This window comes from Microbacterium sp. HJ5 (assembly GCF_054824025.1).
Genome location: NZ_JSYE01000009.1, coordinates 1 through 22,230 on the forward strand (window position 1 = coordinate 1; position 22,230 = coordinate 22,230).

The following is a 22,230-nucleotide window of genomic DNA, read 5'->3' on the forward strand; positions in this document are numbered from 1 at the left end:
ACAGGCCCGGTCCTTGACATCCACACACGGCAGCGCGATGACGTACGTCATGTGCGGATCAGCGCCCCGGACCGCGAGATGGCGACCTGCTCGTCTCGCGGCACGACCTTGACGCGCTCGCGGGTGTGCACGTGGCCGGCGCCCAGCGCGCGCTCGTGCGCGTCGAGGGCCAGCCAGCCGTCCCATGTCGTGTACGCGACCTCGCGCTCGTCGAGCACGTCGAGCACGTCGCCCTCGACGGTCGGCGCCGACAGCCGTCCGGCCGCGGCGTCGGCGACGAGGTGCGCGATCGTCTCCATCGCGTCGGACTTGGTGTGGCCGATCAGGCCCACCGGTCCGCGCTTGATCCAGCCGGTGGCGTAGAGGCCGGTGACGACCGGGGCGTCGACGTCGCCCGTGGTGGCGGCATCCTTCACCCGTCCTTCGACGTTCGAGACCACGCCGGCCTTCTCGTCGAACGGTGCGTCGATGACGGGCGTTCCGTAGTAGCCCACGGCGCGGTACACCTGCTGCACGGGGTACTCACGGAACTCGCCGGTGCCGCGCACCCGGCCGTCGCCCGCGGGCTCGGTGCGCTCGAAGCGGAGGCCTTCGACGCGCTCGGAGCCGAGCACCTCGACGGGCGAGTGGTAGAAGTGCAGGTGCAGCCGCCGGCTCGCGCCGGTCGCCTCGCGCGTGCGCCAGCTCTCGAGGATGCGCAGCATCACCTTGAGCTGGTTGGTGGCCGGTGTCACGCCCTCGAGATACGCGAAGTCCTCATCGTCCACGACGATGTCGACGTCCGGCACCTCGCCGAGCTCGCGCAGCTCGATGGGCGTGAACTTGATGTCGGCGGGCCCGCGACGCCCGAAGACGTGCACGTCGGTGACGGCGGACGACTCGAGCCCGGCGAGCACGTTGTCGGGGATCTCGGTCAGGCGCAGGTCGACCGAGTGCTTGGCGAGCATCCGTGCCACGTCGAGGGCGACGTTGCCGTTGCCGATGACCGCGACCTCGCGCTGGTCCAGAGTCCACGCGGTCGGCACGTCGGGGTGGCCGTCGAACCACGCCACGAAGTCGGCGGCGCCGTACGAGCCGGGAAGGTCGATGCCGGGGATGTCGAGCGCGGCGTCGCGGATGGCGCCGGTGGCGAGGATCACCGCGTCGTAGCGCTCCTTCAGCTCGTCGATCGAGATGTCGCGGCCGACCTCGACGTTGCCGATGAACCGCGTGGTGCCGGCATCCAGCATCTCGTGCAGCGAATTGACGATCCCCTTGATGCGCGGGTGGTCGGGCGCGACGCCGTAGCGGATCAGGCCGTAGGGCGCCGGCAGCGTCTCGAAGAGGTCGATGCCGACCGTGCCGCCGGCCTCGACGACCGCGTGGGTGAGGATGTTCCCCGCGTAGATGCCCGCGGGGCCGGCGCCGACGATCGCGACGCGGAGGTGCTGGAGGGTCGAAGAGGTCACAGGGCGGGGGCCTTTCCGGTGGCGTCCCCGCGCGAAGCCGGCGGGGTGAGGGGGTCGAAGTCCGCGAGGGCATCGATGGCCAGCTCGACGGGGGCGTAGGGGCTGAGGCGCACGACGTCGCCGACGACGACGACGGCGGGGGAGCGGATGCCGCGCTCGGCGGCCTGGTGCGCGATCGTCGCCAGGGTGCCGACGGTCACGCGCTGGCGCGCGCCGTACCCGTCCTCGACGATCGCGACAGGGCAGTCCGCGCCGCGCTCGCCGCGTGCGAGCGTGAGGGCGGAGTGCGCGAGCGTGCCGACGCCCATCAGCAGGACGACGGTGTGGTCGCGGCCGCCGCCGAGGTCGCGGATCTGGTCGTGTCCGGTCGCGACGGTGAAGGCCGTGGCCACACCGCGGTGTGTCAGCGGAATCCCGGCGATCGCCGGCACGGAGATCGCGCTGGTGATGCCGGGCACGACCTCGACCTCGACGCCGGCCTCGTGGCAGAACGCGAGCTCCTCGCCGCCGCGGCCGAACACGTACGGGTCTCCGCCCTTGAGGCGGACGACGCGCTTGCCGTCGTGGGCGAGCTGCACCAGGAGCGCGTTGATGGCGTCCTGGGGCACGGCGTGATGGCCGGGACGCTTGCCGACGTCGACGACCTCGGCGGTGAGCACGACGCCGTCGGCGGCGAGCCCGTCGAGCACCGCGCGGGCGCCGAGGCGGTCCGCGACGATCACGTCAGCGGCCTCGAGGGCCCGGAGCCCTTTCACCGTTAGCAGGCCAGCATCGCCGGGGCCGGCGCCGACGAGCCACACCTTGCCGGTGCGCTGCGCGAGCGCGCTCATCGCGTCGCCCCCGTGATGAGCAGACCGCGGCGGGTGAGCAGCCGGCGCTCGAGCGGGCCGAAGAAGACCAGCTCGATGAGGATGCCGATCGCGAGGATGAGGATGATCGTGGCGAGCACGCCCGCCAGGTCGGCCAGCTCGCGGGACTGCTGCAGCATCGCGCCGAGGCCGAAGCCGATGCTGCCGCCGGTGGCGATGATCTCGGCGGCCATGAGCGAGCGCCACGAGAACGCCCAGCCCTGCTTGAGACCCGCGACGTAGCCCGGCAGCGAGGCGGGCAGGATGACCGAGGTGGCGAGCTGCCAGCGGGAGGCGCCGAGCACGGTGCCGACGCGGCGCAGCTGCGGGGGCACCTGGTCGACGCCGGCGACGAGCCCGTTGACGATCGAGGGGATCGCGCCCATGAGGATCACGAAGTATACCGTCGCGTCCGAGAGCCCGAACCAGATGATCGCGGCAGGAACCCACGCGACGGAGGGCAGCACCTGCAGGCCCGAGATGAGCGGTCCGACGGCGCGGCGGATCGGCCGCACCTCGGCGAGCAGCAGCCCGAGCGGGGTGCCGACCACGATCGCGATGAGGAAGCCGACGACGCCGCGCTCGAGGCTCGTCCACACCGCCTCCTGGAGGCGGCCGGTCTCCCACGCGAGGCCCAGCGCGTTCCACACGTCGACGGGGCTCGGCACCTTGTCGGGCCGCGGGTCGGCGATGACGACGTACAGCTGCCACGCCACGATCAGCAGGACGAGGAACACGACGGGAGGGATCACGCTGGCGGCGATGCGCCGCCACCGGCTCTGGCCGGTCTGGGCGGTGGTCTGCAGACGGTCGAGGCCCGCGGAGAGGCTGCGCAGCTCATCGCCCTGCGACGACGCGCCCTCGTTCGCGCTTCGCGCGGGGGCGGTGGGGGTCTCAAGCGGCATTTCGCCGGATCTCCTTCCGCAGCTGGTCGGTGATCTCCACCGACAGTGCCGCCACCTCTGGGGACTCGATGCGCCGGCCGTGCGTCTTCGCGATCGTCCACTCCTGCACGATGCGTCCCGGACGGCTGCCCATCAGCACGACCCGCTGGCCCAGCCGGGCCGCCTCGCGCACGTTGTGCGTCACGAAGACGATGGTGCGGCCCGTCGCGCGCCACACGCGCTCCAGCTCCTCGTGGAGGAGGTCGCGCGTGATCGCGTCGAGGGCGGCGAAGGGCTCGTCCATGAGGAGCACGGGCCGGTCCTGTGCGAGCGCCCGCGCCAGGGCGACACGCTGGCGCATGCCGCCCGACAGCTCGTGCGGGCGCTTGTCGGCAGCATCCGTCAGGTTCACCGCATCGAGCAGGGAGAGGGCCTTCTCTCGGCGCTCGCCGCGCGGCACGCCGCGCAGCCGCAGCGCCAGTTCGACGTTCCGTCGGGCGGTCAGCCACGGCATCAGCGCGGACTCCTGGAACATGACCGCCGAGCCGGCCGCCGGCGTGCGGATGTCGCCCGCGGACGCGGCGTCGAGGCCCGCGATCAGGTTGAGCAGGGTCGACTTGCCGCAGCCCGAGGCCCCCAGCAGGCACACGAACTCGCCCGGGGCGATGTCGAGCGACACGTCGTCGAGCACGACGGGGCCGTTGCCGAACCGCTTCGAGACGTGCTCGATGCGCACCGCCGGCTCGGGCGCGGCAGCCGGCTGCACGACGGGTGCGACGCCGTCGAAGCTCGGCCCGAGATGGTTCGGGATGCCGCGGCCCGGTGCCGCGTGGCCGACGGGCGACGACGCGACACCGGCACCTCGGCGGCCGGAGGTCGTCACGGCGAGTCCTCACCGAGCCCGGCGGCCGAGACCGTCTCGGCACCGGACGCCTCGAGCAGGCCGTTCAGCAGACGCAGGTCGAACAGGCCCTCGATCGAGCCCTCCTTCTGCGTGCCCGCCTCGAGCCCGTTCGCGACCAGCGTCTCGAACGTGTCCGCGTGCGGGTCGGCCGAGAACGTCACGTGCTCGAGCGCGCGCTGGATCACCTCGTCGGAGAGCGGCTTGCCCGTCTCCGCCTCGATCGCGCCATTGATCACCGCGGGCGCCTCGTCGGGGTTGTCGGCGATCCACTGGACCGCCGCGAGGTGCCCCTCGAGCAGGTCCTCGACGACGTCGGGGTGATCCTCGAGGAACTCCGCACGCACGAGCAGCACGGTGGTGGGGAACTCCCCGTCGGGCCACAGGTCCGCCTCGTCGACCAGCACCTCCGCGCCCTCGTCGATCACGAGGCGCGAGACCCACGGCTCCGGCAGCCACGCGCCGTCGAGCTCCCCCTCCTGGAAGAGCGTGAGCGTCTGGGCGTTCTCGGTCGGAGTGACCGCGACGTCTCCGCCGCCCGACGTGTCGGTCTCGTAGCCCTGGTCGGCGAGCCACACGCGCAGCGCGACGTCCTGCGTGTTGCCCAGCTGCGGCGAGGCGAGGGTGGTTCCCGCGAGGTTCTCCGGGCTGTCGATGCCGGGCGCGACGACGAGCGCTGCGCCGCCGGTCGCGGCGCCGGCGATGATCCTCGCCGACTCGCCGCCCGACTGGATGAACGTGTTGATCGACGGGTTCGGCCCGATGTAGGTCGCGTCGATCGCGCCGGCCGTGAGAGCCTCGATGGCGGCCGGCCCGGCGTTGAAGACCGAGGTGGTCACGTCGACGTCGCCGAGCGACTCCTCGAAGAGCCCCTCCTCGAGCCCGACGAGCGCCGGAGCGTGGGTCACATTCGCGAAGTAGCCGAGGCGCAGCTCGGTCACGTCCTCGACCTCCGGTGTGCTGGCGCCGGCGGAGGCGCAGCCCGCCATCATCACCGCCACGAGTCCCAGGGTTGTGATCGCGGTCGCGGTGCGGATGTTGTTCACGGTGTCGCCTCCTTCAGTCGGTGGTGCTTCGGTGGATGGGTGCGCGTCAGTCGCGCGCGATGCCGGCGGCGAGAGTCGCGCCGTCGGACGGATGGATCACGAGGAACGAACCCCCGTGGCGGCTCGTGCCGTACGGCTCGAGCGGAAGGTCGGCGGCCAGGCGCAGACGCACTCGGCCGATGTCGTTGGTCTCGAGGATCTGCGCCGGCTCGTGCGTGAGGGCGTCGAGGTCGTAGCGCGACTCGATCTGGGCGACGATCGCCTGCACCGTGGCGGTGCCGTGCTTGACGAGCACGCGTCCGCCCGGGGTCAGCGGCCGGGCGTCGAGCTGGAAGAGCTCGGCGTCGATCTCGCGACGTCCCGCGGGCAGCGTGCCCTCGGCGACGATGACGGCGCCGCGCGCGGTGTCGAGGTCGTCGGCGAACTCGAGCGACACCGACTGCGGAGCGGCGGCCTCCTCGACGGGCGCGCCGGCCGAGCGGATGCCGGTGACCGACGTCGCGATGCCGGACGGGAAGATCTGCACCCGGTCGCCCACGCGCACCGTGCCCGACGAGATGCGTCCGGCGACGGCGCGGTAATCGCGCAGGCGCTCGGCCTCGGCAGCGTCGGACGCGAGCTCGGGCGACAGTCCGCCCTGCGGACGGACAACCAGCTGCACGGGTACGCGCAGCGGCTCGAGGTCCTCGGCCTCGTCGGCCGCCGGCAGCGTCTCGAGCAGCTCGAGGAGCGCCGGACCCTCGTACCAGGGCGTGCGCTCAGAGCGCTCGACGATGTTGTCGCCTTCGAGCGCCGACACCGGCAGCACGTGCAGGTCGTCGATCCCCAGCTCGGTCGCGACCGCCTCGGCCTGGGCCGCGACACCCGCGAAGGTCTCCTGCGAGAACCCGACGAGGTCGATCTTGTTCACCGCCACGATGACGTGCGGTACGCGCAGCAGCGCGACCACCGCGAGGTGCCGGCGGGTCTGCTCGAGCACGCCCTTGCGGCCGTCGACGAGCACGACCACCGCGTCGGCCGTCGTGGCGCCGGTGACCATGTTGCGCGTGTACTGCACGTGACCGGGGCAGTCCGCGAGAATGAACGACCGCGTGCCGGTCGAGAAGTAGCGGTAGGCGACGTCGATCGTGATGCCCTGCTCGCGCTCGGCGCGCAGGCCGTCGGTGAGCAGGGCGAAGTCGAACTCGCCGTGCGCGAACCCGCGGTCGGCGCTCGTTCGGGCGACCTGCTCGAGCTGGTCGGCGAGGATCGCCTTCGAGTCGTGGAGCAGACGCCCCACGAGCGTCGACTTGCCGTCGTCGACGGATCCCGCCGTCGCGAACCGGAACAGCGTCGTCTGGGTGGTGAGCGTCGTGCTCATCAGAAGTACCCGTCCTTCTTGCGGTCCTCCATGGCGGCTTCGCTCAGCCGATCGTCGGCGCGCGTGGCGCCGCGCTCGGTGAGGGTCGAGACGGCGACCTCGGCGACGATCGCGGCGAGGGACGAGGCATCCGATTCCACCGCCCCGGTGCAGCTCATGTCGCCCACCGTGCGGTAGCGGACCGTGCGCACCTCGACCGTCTCGTCCCCGCGCGGCGGCGAGAACGGGCCGACAGGGCGCCACATGCCGTCGCGGGCATACACCTCGCGCTCGTGCGCGAAGTACAGCGGCGGAAGAGCGATGCCCTCGCGCTCGATGTAGCGCCAGACGTCGAGCTCGGTCCAGTTCGAGATCGGGAACGCGCGCACGTGCTGGCCCGGCGTGTGGCGGCCGTTGTAGAGGCTCCACAGCTCGGGACGCTGGTTGCGCGGATCCCACTGCCCGAACTCGTCGCGGAGCGAGATGATGCGCTCCTTGGCGCGGGCCTTGTCCTCGTCTCGGCGCGCGCCGCCGAAGACCGCGTCGTGGCGGCCGGCGGCGATCGCGTCGAGAAGGGGCAGCGTCTGCAGCGGGTTGCGCGTGCCGTCGGCCCGTTCGTGCAGACGTCCGTCGTCGATGTAGTCCTGGACCCGCGCGACCTCGAGGCGGATGCCGAGGCGCTCGACGGTCGCGTCACGGAAGGCCAGCACCTCGGGGAAGTTGTGGCCGGTGTCGACGTGCAGCACCGGGAAGGGCACCTTGCCGGGCGCGAAGGCCTTCGTCGCGAGGTGCAGCACGACGACGGAGTCCTTGCCGCCTGAGAACAGCAGCACGGGGCGCTCGAACTCCGCCACGACCTCGCGGATCACGTGGATCGCCTCGGCCTCGAGCAGGTCGAGCGTCGACAGGGCGGTGCCCTCTGCCGCCGATCGAGTAGCCGAGGAACGAGGCGTATCGAGATCGAGGGTCATTCGTGGAGCCCGCATTCCGTCTTGGCCGAGCCGGACCAGCGGCCGGACCGGGGGTCTTCGCCGGCCGCGACCGGCTTCGTGCACGGCTCGCAGCCGATCGAGGGGTAGCCGAACCCGACCAGCAGGTTCACGGGCGCCTTGCGGTCGGCGGCGTACTCGAGCACGTCGTCGAAGCTCCACGCGGCGACCGGGTTCACCTTGACGAGGCCGTTGCGCTCGTCCCACGTCACGAGGGGCGTGTTCGTACGGGTCGGCGCCTCTTCGCGGCGCACCCCGGTGAACCACACCTCGTACCCGCCGAGCGCGTCCTGAAGGGGCGCCACCTTCCGTCGTGCGCAGCACAGGCTCGCGTCGCGCTCGAACAGCTTCGCGCCGAACTCGGCGTCCTGCTCGGCGACGGTCTGGTCGGGCGTGATGTCGACGATCCGCACGTCGAGCGCGCGCTGCACCTCGTCGCGCGTCGCATACGTCTCGGTGAAGTGGTAGCCGGTGTCGAGGAACAGCACGTCCACGCCGGGGAGCTGCTCGGCGACGAGGTGGGGCAGGGCGGCGTCGGCCATCGAGCACGCGACGGCAGTGGCCGTCATGGAGAAGTTGCGGGCCACCCACGCGACGACTTCTGCGGCGGATGCCTCGTGCCCGGTCAGGCTGGCGAGCTCGAGGTTTCCGCGCTCGGCGAGGGCGCGCAGCTCGTCGGCCGAGCGCTTGACCGCGACACGGGGTGCGAGGGAGACACTCACTGCAGGGCCTCCTCGTCGGCCCGGTGCGCCCACTGCGCGAAGGTCTCGTCGGTGGCGGCATCCCGGTCCGTCAGGAAGCGGCGCACGACGCGGTCGACGTAGTCGGCGATGCCGTCGGCACCGACCTTGAGGCCGCGCACGGTGCGGCCGAGGCCGGCTTCGTCGCGGTCGGCGCTCACCAGGCCGCCGCCCAGGTGCACCTGGTACCCGGGCACCTGCTCGCCTTCGATAGTCACGAGCTGGCCCTTGAGCCCGATGTCGGCCGTCTGGATGCGCGCGCACGAGTTGGGGCATCCGTTCACGTGGAGCGATATGGGATGCGGCAGGTCGAACTGCTCGAGCCGCTTCTCGAGGTCGAGCACCGCGGCCGTCGCGTACGCCTTCGTCTCCACGATCGCGAGCTTGCAGAACTCGATGCCGGTGCACGCGATCGTGCCGCGGCGGATGAGGCTCGGTCGGGCCGAGAGGCCGAGCTCGTCGAGCCCCGCGACGAGCGACTCGACGCGGTCCTCGGGGATGTCGAGGATCACCAGCTTCTGGTGGGGCGTCGTGCGCAGGCGGGTCGACCCGTGCGCCTCGACGAGATCGGCGAGCTTCGCGAGCGTCGGACCCGACACGCGCCCGACGATCGGCGTCACGCCGACATAGAAGCGGCCGTCCTTCTGCCGGTGCACGCCGACGTGGTCGCCGTGGGCGAGCGGCTTCGGCGCCGCCGGGCCGTCCGGGAGCGCGTAGCCCAGGTACTCGTCCTGCAGCACCTGTCGGAACTTCTCGGCGCCCCACTCCGCGAGCAGGAACTTGAGGCGCGCCTTGTTGCGCAGGCGCCGGTAGCCGTAGTCGCGGAAGATCTGGGCGACGCCGTGCCAGGCATCCGACACCCGATCGGGCGACACGAAGACACCCAGGCGCTCAGCCAGACGCGGGGTCGTCGACAGGCCGCCGCCGACCCACAGGTCGTAGCCGACTCCCAGCTCGGGGTGCTCCACCGCCACGAACGCGACGTCGTTGATCTCGTGCACGACGTCCTGGCTCGGGTGGCCGGTGATCGCCGACTTGAACTTGCGGGGCAGATTGGCGAGCGTCGGGTCGCCGATGAAGCGCGACGTGATCTCGTCGATCTGCGGTGTCGGGTCGATGAGCTCGTCGGCGGCGATGCCCGCGACGGGCGAACCGAGCACGACGCGCGGCACGTCGCCGCACGCCTCGGTCGTGCCGAGGCCGACGGCTTCGAGGCGGCGCCAGATCTCCGGCATCGACTCGACCTCGACCCAGTGCAGCTGGATGTTCTGCCGGTCGGTCAGGTCGGCGGTGTCGCGGCCGAACTCGTGCGAGATCCCGGCGACGACACGCAGCTGCTCGGTGGTGAGCTGCCCGCCGTCGATGCGCACGCGCAGCATGAAGTAGGCGTCCTCGAGCTCGTGCGGCTCGAGCGTCGCGGTGCGGCCGCCGTCGATGCCGGGCTTGCGCTGCGTGTAGAGACCCCACACGCGGAAGCGCCCGTGCAGATCGGTCGGGTCGATGCTCGAGAAGCCGCCCTTGGAGTAGATCTTCTCGATGCGCTCACGCACGGCGAGGCCGTTGTCGACCTGCTTCCACTCCTCGTTGCCGTTGAGCGGCGCGGTGCCGTCGATCTTCCACTGCCCGTTGGGCTTGGACGAGGGCCGCGGCGGGCGCGCGGTGGCGCCGGCGCTGCGCTCGGGACGCGGCGCCGCGGCGCGGGTGTCGGTGTCGCTGATGGTCACGGTGGCCTCCGGGTGACCCCGGACGTCTCCGGGGCGGACTCTATCGAGCCCATGCCGCGAGATTAGGAGCGGCGCGACGGGGGACCTAGGCGCGCGTCAAGCGCCGTCACCGTGCGTAACGGGGCGTCACACAGGTTGCGGCGCGGCAGGTTTGCGGGCCGGGTGCAGAAATCAGAGCGCGGCGCGATACCGGTCGACGACGATGTCGACGAGGGATGCCGCGGGAGCGTCGTCGTCGAGCAGCGGACGCGCCACGGGCGAGCCGTCGGCCAGCCGGACGGCGAGGTCGTGGAAGTAGCCCGGCGCCAGAAGGTAGTTCGCGACGACCACCCGCGCCGCTCCCTCTGACCGCGCGGCGGCGACCGCGGCTCCGACGCGGGGATCGGCGGCGGCGAGGAATCCGACCGCCACCTCGCGCGACAGGCGGTCGGCGAGCATGCCGGCGATCACGCGGCAGTCGTCGTTGGCGCGTTCGTCGCTCGACCCGGCCACCGCGATCACGAGCGGCTCGCCCGGCTGGAGGTCGAGCGGCGAGAGGCGTTCGACCATCGCATCGACGAGGCGCGGATCGGGGCCCAGGGCGGCGGCGATCGTGACGCCCTCGCGGCCGGCGGTCTGCTTCTTCAGGTCGACGCGCACGTGGTACCCGGCCGACAGCAGGAGGGGGACGATGACGACCGGCTGCCCGTCCGGAAGAGCGTCGAGGGAGGCCGCGACATCGGGCTGCTGCACGTCGACGTGCCCGAGCCTGACGGTGACGTCGGGCAGACGTGCGGCGACCGCGTCGACGAGCGCGGCGACCGCGGACTGTCCGGCAGGCGAGGCGGTGCCGTGGGAGATCGCGAGGAGCGCGGGCGTGGTCATCGCGTCCATTGTGCTCCCGTCGTGTGGCGGGCGTGTTACGTCGCGGACGACGGGGCCCGGATGTGTCGAAGCGGCGGGAGATTCCGGACCGAGGGCGTCGTGTGACGCCGTCGGGGCGCAGAATCTCCCGGCGCTTCGACGGAGGGACGGGTCAGGCGGCGCCGGCCTCGCGACCGCGCCGGTAGCCGGCGTCGAAGCCGCGCTCGTACGCGCGCTGCCGGCCCTGGCCGCCGTGACGCGGGTGGCCGTGGTGGCTGCCGTGTCGGTGGTCGCCGTGGGGGCCGTGGCCCTCGCCGTGGTGCCCGAGGCCGTGGTGGCCCTGGCCGTGGTCGCCGTGGTGCCCGCGACCCTCGCGGGGGTGCCGCTCGCCGTGCCCGGCGTGGCCCGGGTGCCCGCGGTGGCCGTGATGCCCGTCGAAGCCGTGGCGGCAGTCGTCCTCGTCGCGTCCGTACGCCCAGGCCTCACCCCGCGACATGCCGTGTCTCGGACCGAAGCCGAAGCCGGCGCGCGGTCCGAAGCGCGGGCCGAACCCGAAGCGGGCGTCCGGGCCGAAGGCGGGCGGTCCGCCGAAGCGGCGCCTCCACCCGCGCCCGCTCCGCGGCGTGCTCTCGTCCCACCCGAGCTCGCGCGCGATCGCCTCGAGAGAGGTCATCGTGATGGCGAAGTCGTCGTCGGAGACGGCGCCGGAGACCCGGGAGCGGATGCCCGCGACGGTCTCGCCGAGGCGCACGTGGGCCTCGCGTCCGGCGTCGGTGAGGGTCCATGTGCCGTCGCCCTGCTCCTCGGCCCAGCCGAGGTCCTCCAGGCGCCGCAGGCGCTTCCCCTTCGGTGCGGGGCCTCCGGGGGTTCCGGCGGAGGGGGCGCCGGCCAGCGTGTTCAGCAGCATCCAGTCGCGGCGCGTCACGCCCTCGTCGCGGAAGGCCGCGGCGAACTCCTCGGTCAGGAGCGCGTCCACGGCGCGGAGCCAGTAACCCAGCGGCAGGCCTTCGGTGGGGGCGCCCGTCGTGTCGTCGTTGCCGTCGAAGTCGATGTTCTCGTCGTCGTTCATGTGAAGTCCTTTGGTCGGGGGCAGCGGGTCGGCCGCCCGATTACATGTCGAAGTGCATGTATATGTAGCATGACATGCGTTCCGGATGTATGTCAAGTCGCATGTAAATTGGACGCATGCCAAAGGATTCCGCCGAGCCCGCCGAGGCCATCGCCGCCGCACTCGTCCGGCTCCGAGGGCGGCGCCCGCCCCGCCCTCCCTGGGAGGGCGGGGGCCCGCATCCCCATTCCCCGCACCCGGGTCCGCACGGCCACGGAGACGGACCGTGGGGGCGCGGCGGTCCGCACTTCGGCCACGGCGGTCCGCCATGGGCCGCATCCGGTCGCATGGGCGGCCCGGCACGCATGCGCCTGCTCGAGGCCCTGGCTGCAGCATCCCACCCGCTGTCCGTGGGCGAGATCGCGGATGCGGTCGGCGTCGATCAGCCGCGTGCGTCGCGACTCGTGCAGCAGGCGGCTCAGCTGGGGCTCGTGCGCCGCGAAGCGGACCCTGACGACGCGCGGCGTACCAGGGTGGCGCTGACGGATGCCGGCACCGCCCTCGTCCGCGGGTTCCGCGGCGAACGGCGCGAGGCGGTCGACACCGCGCTGGCCGGCTTCACCGACGACGAGCGCGCCGAGCTCGCGCGGCTGCTGACGAAGCTCGCCGACGCCTGGCCCCGGTGAGGCGCGGAGCCGGGGTCAGTCCGTCAGCTGAGGCTGGCTGGCCCGCACCGGAAGCAGCAGGATGAGGCCGAGGACAAGCACGAGCACGATCCCGAGGATGCCGTAATAGGCCTCGCCCGAGAGCCCGACGAACAGCGCGAACATCGTGGGCGCCAGGAACGAGACCGCGCGACCGGTCGTCGCATACAGGCCGAACACCTCGCCCTCGCGGCCCGGCGGGATGATGCGGGCGAGGAATGTCCGCGACGCCGACTGCGCGGGTCCGACGAAGAGGCACAGCGCGAGGCCTGCCGTCCAGAAGACGATCTGGCCGCCGTCGTGGAGGAAGAACACGAGCAGCCCGGAGATGACCAGCCCGATCAGTGCGCTGACGATGACGGGCTTGGCGCCGAGCCTGTCGTCGAGCGCGCCGACGGCGATCGTCGAGACGCCGGCGACCACGTTGGCAGCGATCGCGAAGATGATCACTTCGCCGGCGGAGAAGCCGAAGACCGAGGCGGCGAGCACCCCGCCGAAGGTGAAGACGCCGGCGAGTCCGTCGCGGAAGACCGCGCTGGCGAGCAGGAACCACACGGTGTGTCGGCTCTCGCGCCACAGGCGCCGGATGTCGCGCCCGAGCCGTGCGTACGAAGCGAAGAAGCCGATCTTGTCGCGCTTGGCGCCGACGCCCCGGTATTCGGGGACGGCGAAGAGGACGGGGAGCGCGAAGAGGCCGAACCACAGCGCCGAGACCACCATCGCGATGCGCACGGGCCAGCCGTCGCCCTGCGGCACCCCGAAGAGCCCCTGGATGAACCCGAAGTAGACGATCAGCAGCAGCACGATGCCGCCGACGTATCCCATGCCCCACCCGAAGCCGCTCACGCGGCCGATCGATCGAGGTGTCGAGACCTGCGACAGCATCGCGTTGTAGTTGACGCCCGCGAACTCGAAGAAGATGTTGCCCGCGGCCACGAGGAAGAGTCCCAGCCAGAGGTAGGACGGCTCGGGCGCCACGAACACCATCGCCGCGGTGAGCGCCACGACGATGTAGGTGTTGACCGCGAGCCACAGCTTGCGGCGACCGGAGGTGTCGGAGCGCTGGCCGGTGACGGGCGCCAGCACCGCGATCAGCAGCCCGGCGCCGGCGAGTGCCCAACCGAGCTGTGCCTCGACCACACCTGCCGAGCCGAAGCTCTCGCTCGTGAGGTAGACCGTGAAGACGAACGTGGTCACGACCGCGTTGAAGGCCGCCGAGCCCCAGTCCCACAGCCCCCACGCGAGCACGGCCTTGCGGCTCGTCCGGGCGGGAGCCTCCGTCGTGTGCGCCGTCGCGGCGACCGCCGCCGTCGAGAAGCGGGGCTCGGGCTGAGGGGAGGCGGGAGGTTCGGTCGCGCTCATGTCCGTCACGCTATGGCCCTTCGGTGAACGGCGGATGGCGCCGGCGGGCGCGTCGCCTCATCGCGACGCCAGGCAAGAGTACCGGCCGCGCGAGTGCGCGCAATCTTCACCCGGGTGATCCGTCGAGAGAGGGATGGATGCCTCGCCCCCGGTGTGGTTTGCTTCGCTCATGTCGGACGTGCCCTCGCCCGCCGCGCCGTTCAACGGCCGCCTCGCGATCCTGCTCGCGATGGCGATGTTCGTGCTCGTGGTCGACACGTCGATCATGAACGTCTCCATCTCGGCGGTGGTGAACGAGCTCGGAACGACGGCCAGCGGCGTGCAGGGGGCGATCGCGCTCGAGGCGCTGGTCTCGGCCGCGTTCATCCTCATCGGGGGCAAGACCGGCGACCTCATCGGACGCAAGCTCGCGTACGTCCTCGGGCTGGTCGGCTACGCGGTGGGCGCCGTCGCCATGACCTTCGCGCAGAGCCTCACCGCGGTCATCATCTTCTGGGCGGTGATCGGCGGGATCGGGGCATCCCTCCTCCTGCCGTCGATGCAGTCGCTCATCCACGGCAACTTCGCCGGAGCCCACCAGAAGCGGGTCTACGCCCTGGTCGGCGCGTCGGCGGCGATCGCGGCCGCCGTCGGCCCGCTGCTCGGCGGGCTCATCACGACGCTGTGGTCGTACCGGGTCGCATTCGCCCTCGAGGCCGTCATCATCGCCGTCGTGCTCCTCGGCGTCGGCCTCGTCAAGGACGTCAAGTACACGGGCGACCGTTCGATCGACCTGGTCGGCGCGGGCCTGTCGGTGATCGGCATGGGCGGTGTAGTGCTCGGCATCCTGGTGTGGCAGGAGGGCGGCGGCTACGTCGGGCTGATCATCGGCCTTGGCGCCGTGGCGCTCGGCGGCCTGGCCTGGTGGCTGAACTCGCGCAAGAAGCGCGGCAAGCCGGTGCTGCTCGACCCGGCGCTCTTCTCGTCGAAGCCGTTCCGCACCGGTGTCAGCGGGCAGCTGCTGCAGCAGATCGCCCTCGGCGGCACGATGATCGTGCTGCCGCTGTATCTGCAGATGGTGCTCGAGTACAACGCGTTGCAGGCGGGGCTCTCGATCGCCCCGCTGTCGCTCAGCATGTTCGCCGTGGCGATCGTCGCGGGCCGTCGCGGCAGGGGGCGCCCCGCGAACCTCATCCTCGCCGGGTTCGCCCTCGCCCTCGTCGGCCTGATCGCGATCGTCCCGCTCGTGCCCGTCGCCGACTCGGGCTGGTACCTGGTGGTCCCGCTCATCGTCGCCGGCGCCGGCCTCGGCCTGCTCGTCTCGCAGCTCAACAACTACACGCTGTCGCCGATCTCCGACGAGCGCGTGAGCGAGGCGGCCGGCGTCAACTCCGCCGCGGGGTCGTTCGGGCTGTCGTTCGGTCTCGCGTTCGCCGGCGCCATCATGCTCGCCACGCTCGCGGCATCCTTCACAGCGCTCGCCGATTCGAGCGCCGTGCTCGACGCGCAGCAGAAGGAGCAGGTCTCGACCGTGCTCGAGGAAGACGCCCAGCTCATGTCGAACACCGGTCTCGCCGAGCTTCTCGCCGATGAGCCGCCGGATGCCGCGGCCGAGGTCCTGCGCATCAACACCGAGGCGCGCCACATCGCGCTCCAGGTGGCGCTCCTCATCCCGATCCTCGCCGCCGGGCTCGGCGTGCTCAACGCGTTCCGAATGCGTCGCCTGCCCGACCCGAAGGCGTCGTCGGCGGAGACGCTGCTGGGGTAAGGGCGTCAGCCGCGCCACTCCCGCTCGAGGATCGCGTAGTGACCGGTGTCGGTCCACTCGCCCTTCAGCCACATGTGCTCGAGGTGGTGCGCCTCGTGGCGCATGCCGAGCCGCTCGCAGATGCGCACCGAGGCGGTGTTGCGCGGGTCGAGCTCGGCGTACACGCGGTGCAGGCCGAGCTCGCCGAACGCCAGGTCGAGCAGCACGCGCGCGGCCTCGGTCGCGTACCCGCGCCCCTGCGCGTGGGGCGCGATGATCCAGCCGATCTCCGCCGTGCGGTCGTCGAGGCTCGCGAGGTTGAGGTACATGGTGCCGATGAACGCGCCGTCCTCGTCGCGGATCGCAGGCTGGAGGTAGCTGTCCTTCTCGTCGAGGCGCGTGGCTGCGGCATCCCGCGTCAGGATCTTCGCCACCTCGTCGCGCGGCCTCGCCTCGTGCAGCAGGTAGCGGCAGACCCCGGGGTCGCCCTGCAGAGCCGCCAGAGCGTCGAGGTCGTCGGGGTCGCGCAGCGGATCCAGGGTGATGCGCTCGCCGCGCAGGGGGCGGAACTCCCAGGGAAGTGGCACCCGTCCATCCTGCCGACCCCGCCCGGGAACGCAAGCCACGCGCTCACGCTCCCTCTTGACCCGGCACGCTCCCTCTTGACCCGGCACGCTGCCGGGACGAGGATGTGCGGGTACGCCGGAGCAGGGGTGCTCCGGTCGGCGGAATCAAAGGGGCTTCCATGTACCGTCGCTTCGTCGTTGTCGCAGTCTCCGCCCTCGCCCTGGCCGGACTCGTCGCGAGTCCGGCAGCCGCAAGTCCACCTCCGGAGACCCCCTCCGCGGGCCCCTCCGTCTACTCGGGGACCGTGACGCCAGCGGGTCTGCAGTCGATCGTCGAGCTCGGGGTCGACCGGCACGAGCTCGTCGTGGAGCCGGCGACCGAAGGCGAGCTGGAGGTGAAGGTCATCCTGAACGCGGCCCAGGCCGCTGAGCTCGAGAAGCAGGGAACGGCGCTCGAGCAGGCGCCGCCGTCGGCGCAGCGCCGGACGCTGCTGGCGGCCGAGGGCGTCTACCGCACCTACGGCGGCGAGGGCGGCATCCTCGAAGAGCTCAAGGCGCAGGCCGCCGCTCACCCCGAGATCGCGCAGTACCGGGTCATCGGCACGACCTGGCAGGGGCAGGGGATCGGCGCGGTCCGCGTGACCGGCGACATCGCCAAGCAGAAGAAGGAGGGCAAGCGCCCCACGACGGTCTACGTCGCCGCGCAGCATGCCCGCGAGTGGATCACGCCCGAGATGGTGCGACGCCTGCTCGATCTCTACCTCACCTCCTACGGCAGCGACGAACGGATCACCGACATCGTCGATCAGACCGAGGTCTGGTTCGTCCCCGTCGCGAACCCCGACGGCTACGACCACACGTTCGTGGAGGGCAACCGCCTGTGGCGCAAGAACCTGCGCGACAACGACGGCGACGGCGCGATCACCGACGCCGACGGCGTCGACCTCAACCGCAACTCGGCGACGCGCTGGGGGTACGACAACGAGGGCTCCTCGCCCAACCCCGTCAGCGACACCTACCGCGGGCCGAGCCCCGGCTCGGAGCCCGAGACGCAGGCGCTCGACAACCTGTTCAAGAAGATCACGCCCGAGTTCCTGATCAACTATCACTCGGCGGCCGAGCTGCTGCTGTACGGCCTGGGCTGGCAGGTGGCGACGCCGTCGCCCGATGACGTCATCTACGAGGCGATGGCCGGAGACGACGCCACTCCGGCGGTGCCGGGTTACGACCCCGACATCTCGGCGGAGCTGTACACGACCAACGGCGACCTCGACACGCACATGCAGGAGGAGTACAAGACCCTCGGCTTCACGCCCGAGATGTCGACCTGCGAAGCGGCCGCCGACTCGGTCCCCGACGACGAGTGGGTGGCCGCCGACGACTGCGTCGCGCTCGGCTTCGACTTCCCCGACGACGAGTCGCTGATCCAGACGGAGTTCGAGAAGAACATCCCGTTCGCGCTCGCCGTCGCCGAGTCGGCTCTCGATCCCGACGACCCGGTCTCGGTCGTGGGACGGGATGCCGAGGACTTCCGCGTCGACTCGTTCAGCGTCTCGTACGGCGACCCGCAGACGGTGGCAGTGTGGGCCAAGCGCAGCCTGCGCGCCATGACGATGTACTACTCGATCAACGGCGGCCGCACCGAGAAGACCAGCCCCGACGAGTGGGAGGGCGGTGAGCGGTACGGGTTCGAGAACACCGACTACTACGCCGAGTACCGAGGCGTCGTCGAAGGCGCCGAGCCCGGTGACTCGGTCGAGGTCTGGTTCGACGCCAAGACCCGCAGCCGCGACCTGCCGAAGGGTGAGAAGGCCGGCAAGGTCGAGAGCGAGCACTTCACCTACGAGGTCGCGCAGGACACCGGCAACTCGGTCCTCATCATCGCCAACGAGGACTACACCGGCGCCCGCAACGGCGGCGAGCCTCCGCTGGCCTCGGGACCGAAGTACCTGGACGAGCACATCGCGGCGCTCGAGGCGAACGGCGTCACGCCGGACGTCTGGGACGTCGACGCGCAGGGCGTGCCGCACGACCTCGGCATCCTGAGCCACTACGACGGCGTCGTCTGGTACCTCGGCGACAACCGGCTCACACAGGATCAGGAAGACCTTCTCACCGAGACCTACGCGGGTCCGTTCACCGACCTGTCGGTCGCCGAGCGGCAGCAGTACCTGACGATCGCCGTGCGCGACTACCTCAACGACGGCGGCAAGCTCGCGCTCGCCGGGGAGACGACGGCGTACTACGGCGCTCTGGCGAGCACTCTCGGCGGGATCTACTACGGGCTGGACGGGGCACCCGACGAGCAGTGCGTCGTCTCGTCGGACATCTTCTCGGACTGCCTCATCCTGGCGGACGACTTCACGCAGTACTGGCTGGGTGCCTACGACCGCTCGATCATCAGCGGCAGCGGCGTCGTCGGCGTGGATGAGCCGCTCACCGGCCTGGAGGCCCTGTTCGGCGGTCCGGCGGTCGAGGACAACCCGCTCGACGAGGCGGGGGCGTTCACCGCGACGAGCGACGTGCTCCCCGTCGACGAGTTCCCGCAGTTCGAGAGCTGGCCCGCAGCGGAGTACACGGACCCGTCCGGTCCGTTCGTCCCGGTGGAGGGGGAGTGGGCCGCGTTCGCCGGTCACGTCGACGAGGGCTACCTGCGGCTGGGTCGCACGTTCGACGTCCCCGACGTCGCCGACGGCGAGTCCGTCACCTTCGACGCGCAGCTGTCCTACGCGACGGAGGGCGGCTACGACCATGTGATCCTCGAGGTCCGGCCGGTCGGCACGGACGAGTGGACGACGCTGCCCGACCTGGGCGACGCGACGAGCTCCGCCCCGTCGGCGGAGTGCGAGGCGGGCTACTACGTCGACATGCACCCGCAGCTGGAGCACTATCTGACGGTCGGCGATCCGTGCCTCTCGACCGGCACCATCGGCGAGTGGAACTCCTTCACCGGATTCTCCGGCGGGTGGATCCCGGTCTCGTTCGACCTCAGCGCCTACGAGGGCGAGGAGATCGAGCTCGTGCTGAGCTACGTCACCGATCCGTTCACGGGCGACACGGGAGCCATCGTCGACGACACCCGCTTCACGGTCTCCGGCTCCGAGGTCGAGGCGGAGGGCTTCGAGTCCGGATTCGGCGACTGGACGGTGCTCGGCGCGCCGGAGTCGAGCCCCGGCAACGGCGGCGACTGGGAGCGCGTCTCTGTCGGCGGGCCCTACTACGGCGCGACGGCGACGCCCGACAGCGTGCTGTTCGGCTTCGGTCTCGAGCAGCTCTCCACCGACGCCGAGCGCGCCGCGGTGGTCGCGCGCCTGCTCGACCACTTCGAGGGCTGACGCGGGCATGCGACGCAGGGGCGGCGATCGATCGGGATCGCCGCCCCGACGTCGCGCCCCGACGTCGCGCCCGATTCGGGGCCGCGAAAGAAGTTGACACGGGTCGACTCAACTTCATTTGACACGCTCGCACACCCCGGGTAGCCTTGAGTCATCGCGACTCAACCTCGTCGTCGAGTCGCCTCCAGACTTCCCATCACCCCCCAGGGTCGAGGCATCCGCCCCGCCCGCGAGAAGGAGAGATACACATGGCACGTGCTGTCGGAATCGACCTCGGTACGACCAACTCGGTCGTCAGCGTCCTCGAAGGCGGCGAGCCGAAGGTCATCGCCAACGCCGAGGGCTTCCGCACGACCCCCTCGGTCGTGGCCTTCACGAAGGACGGCGAGGTGCTCGTCGGCGAGACCGCCAAGCGCCAGGCCGTCACCAACGTCGACCGCACCGTCTCGTCGGTCAAGCGCCACATGGGCACCGACTGGAGCTTCGACGTCGACGGCAAGAAGTGGACGCCGCAGGAGATCTCCGCGCGCATCCTCCAGAAGCTCAAGCGCGACGCCGAGCAGTATCTCGGCGACACGGTGACGGATGCCGTCATCACGGTTCCCGCGTACTTCAACGACGCCGAGCGCCAGGCCACGAAGGAGGCGGGCGAGATCGCCGGCCTCAACGTCCTGCGCATCATCAACGAGCCCACCGCGGCGGCGCTCGCCTACGGCCTCGACAAGGGCAAGGAGGACGAGCTCATCCTCGTCTTCGACCTCGGTGGCGGAACGTTCGACGTGTCGCTGCTCGAGGTGGGCAAGGACGACGACTTCTCGACCATCCAGGTTCGCGCCACTGCGGGCGACAACCGCCTCGGCGGCGACGACTGGGACCAGCGTCTCGTCGACTACTTCATCAAGCAGTTCAAGGACACCACCGGCGTCGAGGTCTCGGGCGACAAGATCGCCCTGCAGCGCCTCAAGGAGGCCGCTGAGCAGGCCAAGAAGGAGCTCTCGTCCTCCACGAGCACGAGCGTCAATCTTCCCTACCTCTCGCTGACCGACTCCGGCCCCGTGTCGCTGTCCGAGACCATCACGCGTGCCAAGTTCGAGGACCTCACCAAGGACCTCCTCGACCGCACGAAGAAGCCCTTCGAGGACGTCATCCGCGAGGCGGGCATCAAGGTGGCCGACATCGACCACGTCGTGCTCGTCGGCGGGTCGACCCGCATGCCCGCCGTGAGCGAGCTCGTGCAGCGCGAGGCCGGCAAGGAGCCCAACAAGGGCGTGAACCCGGACGAGGTCGTCGCCGTCGGCGCCGCCCTGCAGGCCGGTGTCCTCAAGGGCGAGCGCAAGGACGTCCTGCTCATCGACGTGACCCCCCTGAGCCTCGGCATCGAGACCAAGGGCGGGATCATGACGAAGCTCATCGAGCGCAACACGGCCATCCCGACCAAGCGCTCGGAGACCTTCACGACCGCCGACGACAACCAGCCGTCCGTCGCGATCCAGGTGTTCCAGGGTGAGCGCGAGTTCACGCGCGACAACAAGCCGCTCGGCACCTTCGAGCTCACCGGCATCGCGCCCGCTCCGCGCGGCATCCCGCAGATCGAGGTCACCTTCGATCTCGACGCCAACGGCATCGTGCACGTGTCCGCGAAGGACAAGGGCACCGGCAAGGAGCAGTCGATGACCATCACCGGCGGCTCGTCGCTGCCGAAGGAGGACATCGAGCGCATGGTGCGCGAGGCCGAGGAGCACGCCGCCGACGACAAGAAGCGCCGCGAGTCGGCCGAGGTCCGCAACCAGGCCGAGACGCTCTCCTACTCGATCGAGAAGCTCATCAAGGAGAATGACGACAAGCTGCCCGAAGACGTCAAGACCGAGGTCCAGGCCGATGTCGACGCTCTCAAGACGGCGCTCGCCGGCGACGACGACGACGCGGTGAAGACGGCTTTCGACAAGCTCAACCAGAGCCAGGGCAAGCTCGGCGAGGCCATCTACGCCTCGAACCAGTCGGCGCAGTCGGCTCCCGACGCGTCGGGCGAGCAGCCCGCCGAGGGCGACGCCGGCCAGGCCGGCGCCGACGAGGACGTCGTCGACGCCGAGGTCATCGACGACGAGGACGAGAAGAAGTAACCATGACCGACAAGGACTTCGAAGAGCCCCAGGGCGCCGAGGTCCCCGGCGGCGAGGACCCGGAAGCGCAGGCTTCCGGGTCCGACCCGCAGGAGGGCCAGGACGACGAGCTGACCATCGACGACATCCTCGGTGCGAAGCAGAACGCGGATGCCGCGGCCGAGGACGCGGTGATCGCCGACCTCGAGTCGCAGCTGCTCAACGACCTGAAGCGTCTGCAGGCCGAGTACGCGAACTACCGCCGCCGCACCGAGGAGCAGCGCGAGATCGAGGTCGAGCGCGCTCAGGGCGCGGTCGCCAAGGGCCTCCTGCCCGTACTCGACGACCTCGACCGCGCCGACAAGCACGGCGATCTCGAAGAGGGCACGCCGTTCGCCGCGATCGCCGACAAGCTGCGCGGCGTCGCCGAGCGCATCGGCCTCACGACCTACGGCGCTGCGGGCGAGCTGTTCGACCCCCAGCACCACGAGGCGATCTTCCAGGCTCCGACCGCGGGCGTCGAGGCGCCGACGATCCTCGAGGTCGTCGAGGTGGGCTACCGCCTCGGCTCCGTCGAGCTCCGCCCGGCGAAGGTCGTCGTCGCGGTGCCGGCCGAGTAGGGGAATCC

Annotated in this window: 18 protein-coding genes; 5 read left to right on the top strand and 13 right to left on the bottom strand. The window is 71.0% G+C overall.

Going from position 1 to position 22,230, the window contains the following annotated elements:
* Positions 1-47: 47 nt before the first annotated feature.
* The 11 genes from OB08_RS03775 to OB08_RS03825 form a co-directional block, all read right to left on the bottom strand.
* On the bottom strand, positions 48-1,448 hold the full coding sequence (locus OB08_RS03775) for an FAD-dependent oxidoreductase (protein ID WP_461472266.1): 1,401 nt from the start codon (positions 1,446-1,448) through the stop codon (positions 48-50).
* Positions 1,445-2,278: a uroporphyrinogen-III C-methyltransferase gene (cobA, locus tag OB08_RS03780; RefSeq protein WP_461472268.1), complete on the bottom strand. Its 834-nt coding sequence runs from the start codon at positions 2,276-2,278 to the stop codon at positions 1,445-1,447. The genes OB08_RS03775 and cobA overlap by 4 nt, the downstream gene beginning before the upstream one ends.
* Positions 2,275-3,201: an ABC transporter permease gene (locus OB08_RS03785; protein WP_461472270.1), complete on the bottom strand. Its 927-nt coding sequence runs from the start codon at positions 3,199-3,201 to the stop codon at positions 2,275-2,277. The genes cobA and OB08_RS03785 overlap by 4 nt, the downstream gene beginning before the upstream one ends.
* Positions 3,191-3,916: an ABC transporter ATP-binding protein gene (locus tag OB08_RS03790; protein WP_461472527.1), complete on the bottom strand. Its 726-nt coding sequence runs from the start codon at positions 3,914-3,916 to the stop codon at positions 3,191-3,193. Before OB08_RS03790 ends, OB08_RS03785 begins: the two co-directional genes overlap by 11 nt.
* A gap of 143 nt (positions 3,917-4,059) precedes the next feature.
* On the bottom strand, positions 4,060-5,127 hold the full coding sequence (locus OB08_RS03795; RefSeq protein ID WP_461472272.1) for an ABC transporter substrate-binding protein: 1,068 nt from the start codon (positions 5,125-5,127) through the stop codon (positions 4,060-4,062).
* Positions 5,128-5,173: 46 nt separating this feature from the next.
* Complete coding sequence (locus tag OB08_RS03800) at positions 5,174-6,487, bottom strand: sulfate adenylyltransferase subunit 1 (RefSeq protein ID WP_461472274.1); 1,314 nt, start codon at positions 6,485-6,487, stop codon at positions 5,174-5,176.
* Entirely contained in the window at positions 6,487-7,437 is a 951-nt protein-coding gene (cysD, locus tag OB08_RS03805) for a sulfate adenylyltransferase subunit CysD (protein ID WP_461472276.1), read from the bottom strand. The genes OB08_RS03800 and cysD overlap by 1 nt, the downstream gene beginning before the upstream one ends.
* Positions 7,434-8,177 (bottom strand): phosphoadenylyl-sulfate reductase, encoded by a 744-nt coding sequence (locus OB08_RS03810; RefSeq protein ID WP_461472278.1) that lies wholly within the window; start codon positions 8,175-8,177, stop codon positions 7,434-7,436. The genes cysD and OB08_RS03810 overlap by 4 nt, the downstream gene beginning before the upstream one ends.
* Positions 8,174-9,919: a nitrite/sulfite reductase gene (locus OB08_RS03815; protein ID WP_461472280.1), complete on the bottom strand. Its 1,746-nt coding sequence runs from the start codon at positions 9,917-9,919 to the stop codon at positions 8,174-8,176. The genes OB08_RS03810 and OB08_RS03815 overlap by 4 nt, the downstream gene beginning before the upstream one ends.
* Positions 9,920-10,090: 171 nt before the next feature.
* On the bottom strand, positions 10,091-10,783 hold the full coding sequence (locus OB08_RS03820) for a sirohydrochlorin chelatase (protein ID WP_461472282.1): 693 nt from the start codon (positions 10,781-10,783) through the stop codon (positions 10,091-10,093).
* Between the two features lie 151 nt (positions 10,784-10,934).
* Positions 10,935-11,831 carry a hypothetical protein gene (locus OB08_RS03825; protein ID WP_461472284.1) on the bottom strand — a complete coding sequence of 299 codons (897 nt, stop codon included), beginning with the start codon at positions 11,829-11,831 and terminating at the stop codon, positions 10,935-10,937.
* Between the two features lie 116 nt (positions 11,832-11,947).
* On the opposite strand from OB08_RS03825, the gene OB08_RS03830 reads away from it, so the two are divergent.
* Positions 11,948-12,496 (top strand): MarR family winged helix-turn-helix transcriptional regulator, encoded by a 549-nt coding sequence (locus OB08_RS03830; RefSeq protein ID WP_461472286.1) that lies wholly within the window; start codon positions 11,948-11,950, stop codon positions 12,494-12,496.
* A gap of 15 nt (positions 12,497-12,511) precedes the next feature.
* Here the strand turns inward: OB08_RS03830 and OB08_RS03835 are convergent, their stop codons facing one another.
* Positions 12,512-13,876, bottom strand: a complete 1,365-nt coding sequence (locus OB08_RS03835; RefSeq protein ID WP_461472288.1) for an MFS transporter — start codon at positions 13,874-13,876, stop codon at positions 12,512-12,514.
* A gap of 169 nt (positions 13,877-14,045) precedes the next feature.
* Here OB08_RS03835 and OB08_RS03840 point away from each other — a divergent pair, with 169 nt between their 5' ends.
* Positions 14,046-15,623, top strand: coding sequence for an MFS transporter (locus OB08_RS03840; protein WP_461472290.1), 1,578 nt, complete (start codon positions 14,046-14,048; stop codon positions 15,621-15,623).
* 5 nt (positions 15,624-15,628) lie between these two features.
* On the opposite strand, the gene OB08_RS03845 is transcribed toward OB08_RS03840, so the two are convergent.
* Positions 15,629-16,189 carry a GNAT family N-acetyltransferase gene (locus OB08_RS03845; RefSeq protein ID WP_461472292.1) on the bottom strand — a complete coding sequence of 187 codons (561 nt, stop codon included), beginning with the start codon at positions 16,187-16,189 and terminating at the stop codon, positions 15,629-15,631.
* Positions 16,190-16,473: 284 nt separating this feature from the next.
* Here OB08_RS03845 and OB08_RS03850 point away from each other — a divergent pair, with 284 nt between their 5' ends.
* The 3 genes from OB08_RS03850 (at position 16,474) to OB08_RS03860 (ending at position 22,222) form a co-directional block, all read left to right on the top strand.
* Positions 16,474-19,503, top strand: coding sequence for a M14 family metallopeptidase (locus tag OB08_RS03850; protein WP_461472294.1), 3,030 nt, complete (start codon positions 16,474-16,476; stop codon positions 19,501-19,503).
* A gap of 248 nt (positions 19,504-19,751) precedes the next feature.
* On the top strand, positions 19,752-21,623 hold the full coding sequence (gene dnaK / locus OB08_RS03855; RefSeq protein WP_461472296.1) for a molecular chaperone DnaK: 1,872 nt from the start codon (positions 19,752-19,754) through the stop codon (positions 21,621-21,623).
* Between the two features lie 2 nt (positions 21,624-21,625).
* Complete coding sequence (locus tag OB08_RS03860; RefSeq protein ID WP_461472298.1) at positions 21,626-22,222, top strand: nucleotide exchange factor GrpE; 597 nt, start codon at positions 21,626-21,628, stop codon at positions 22,220-22,222.
* The last annotated feature ends 8 nt before the right edge of the window (positions 22,223-22,230 follow it).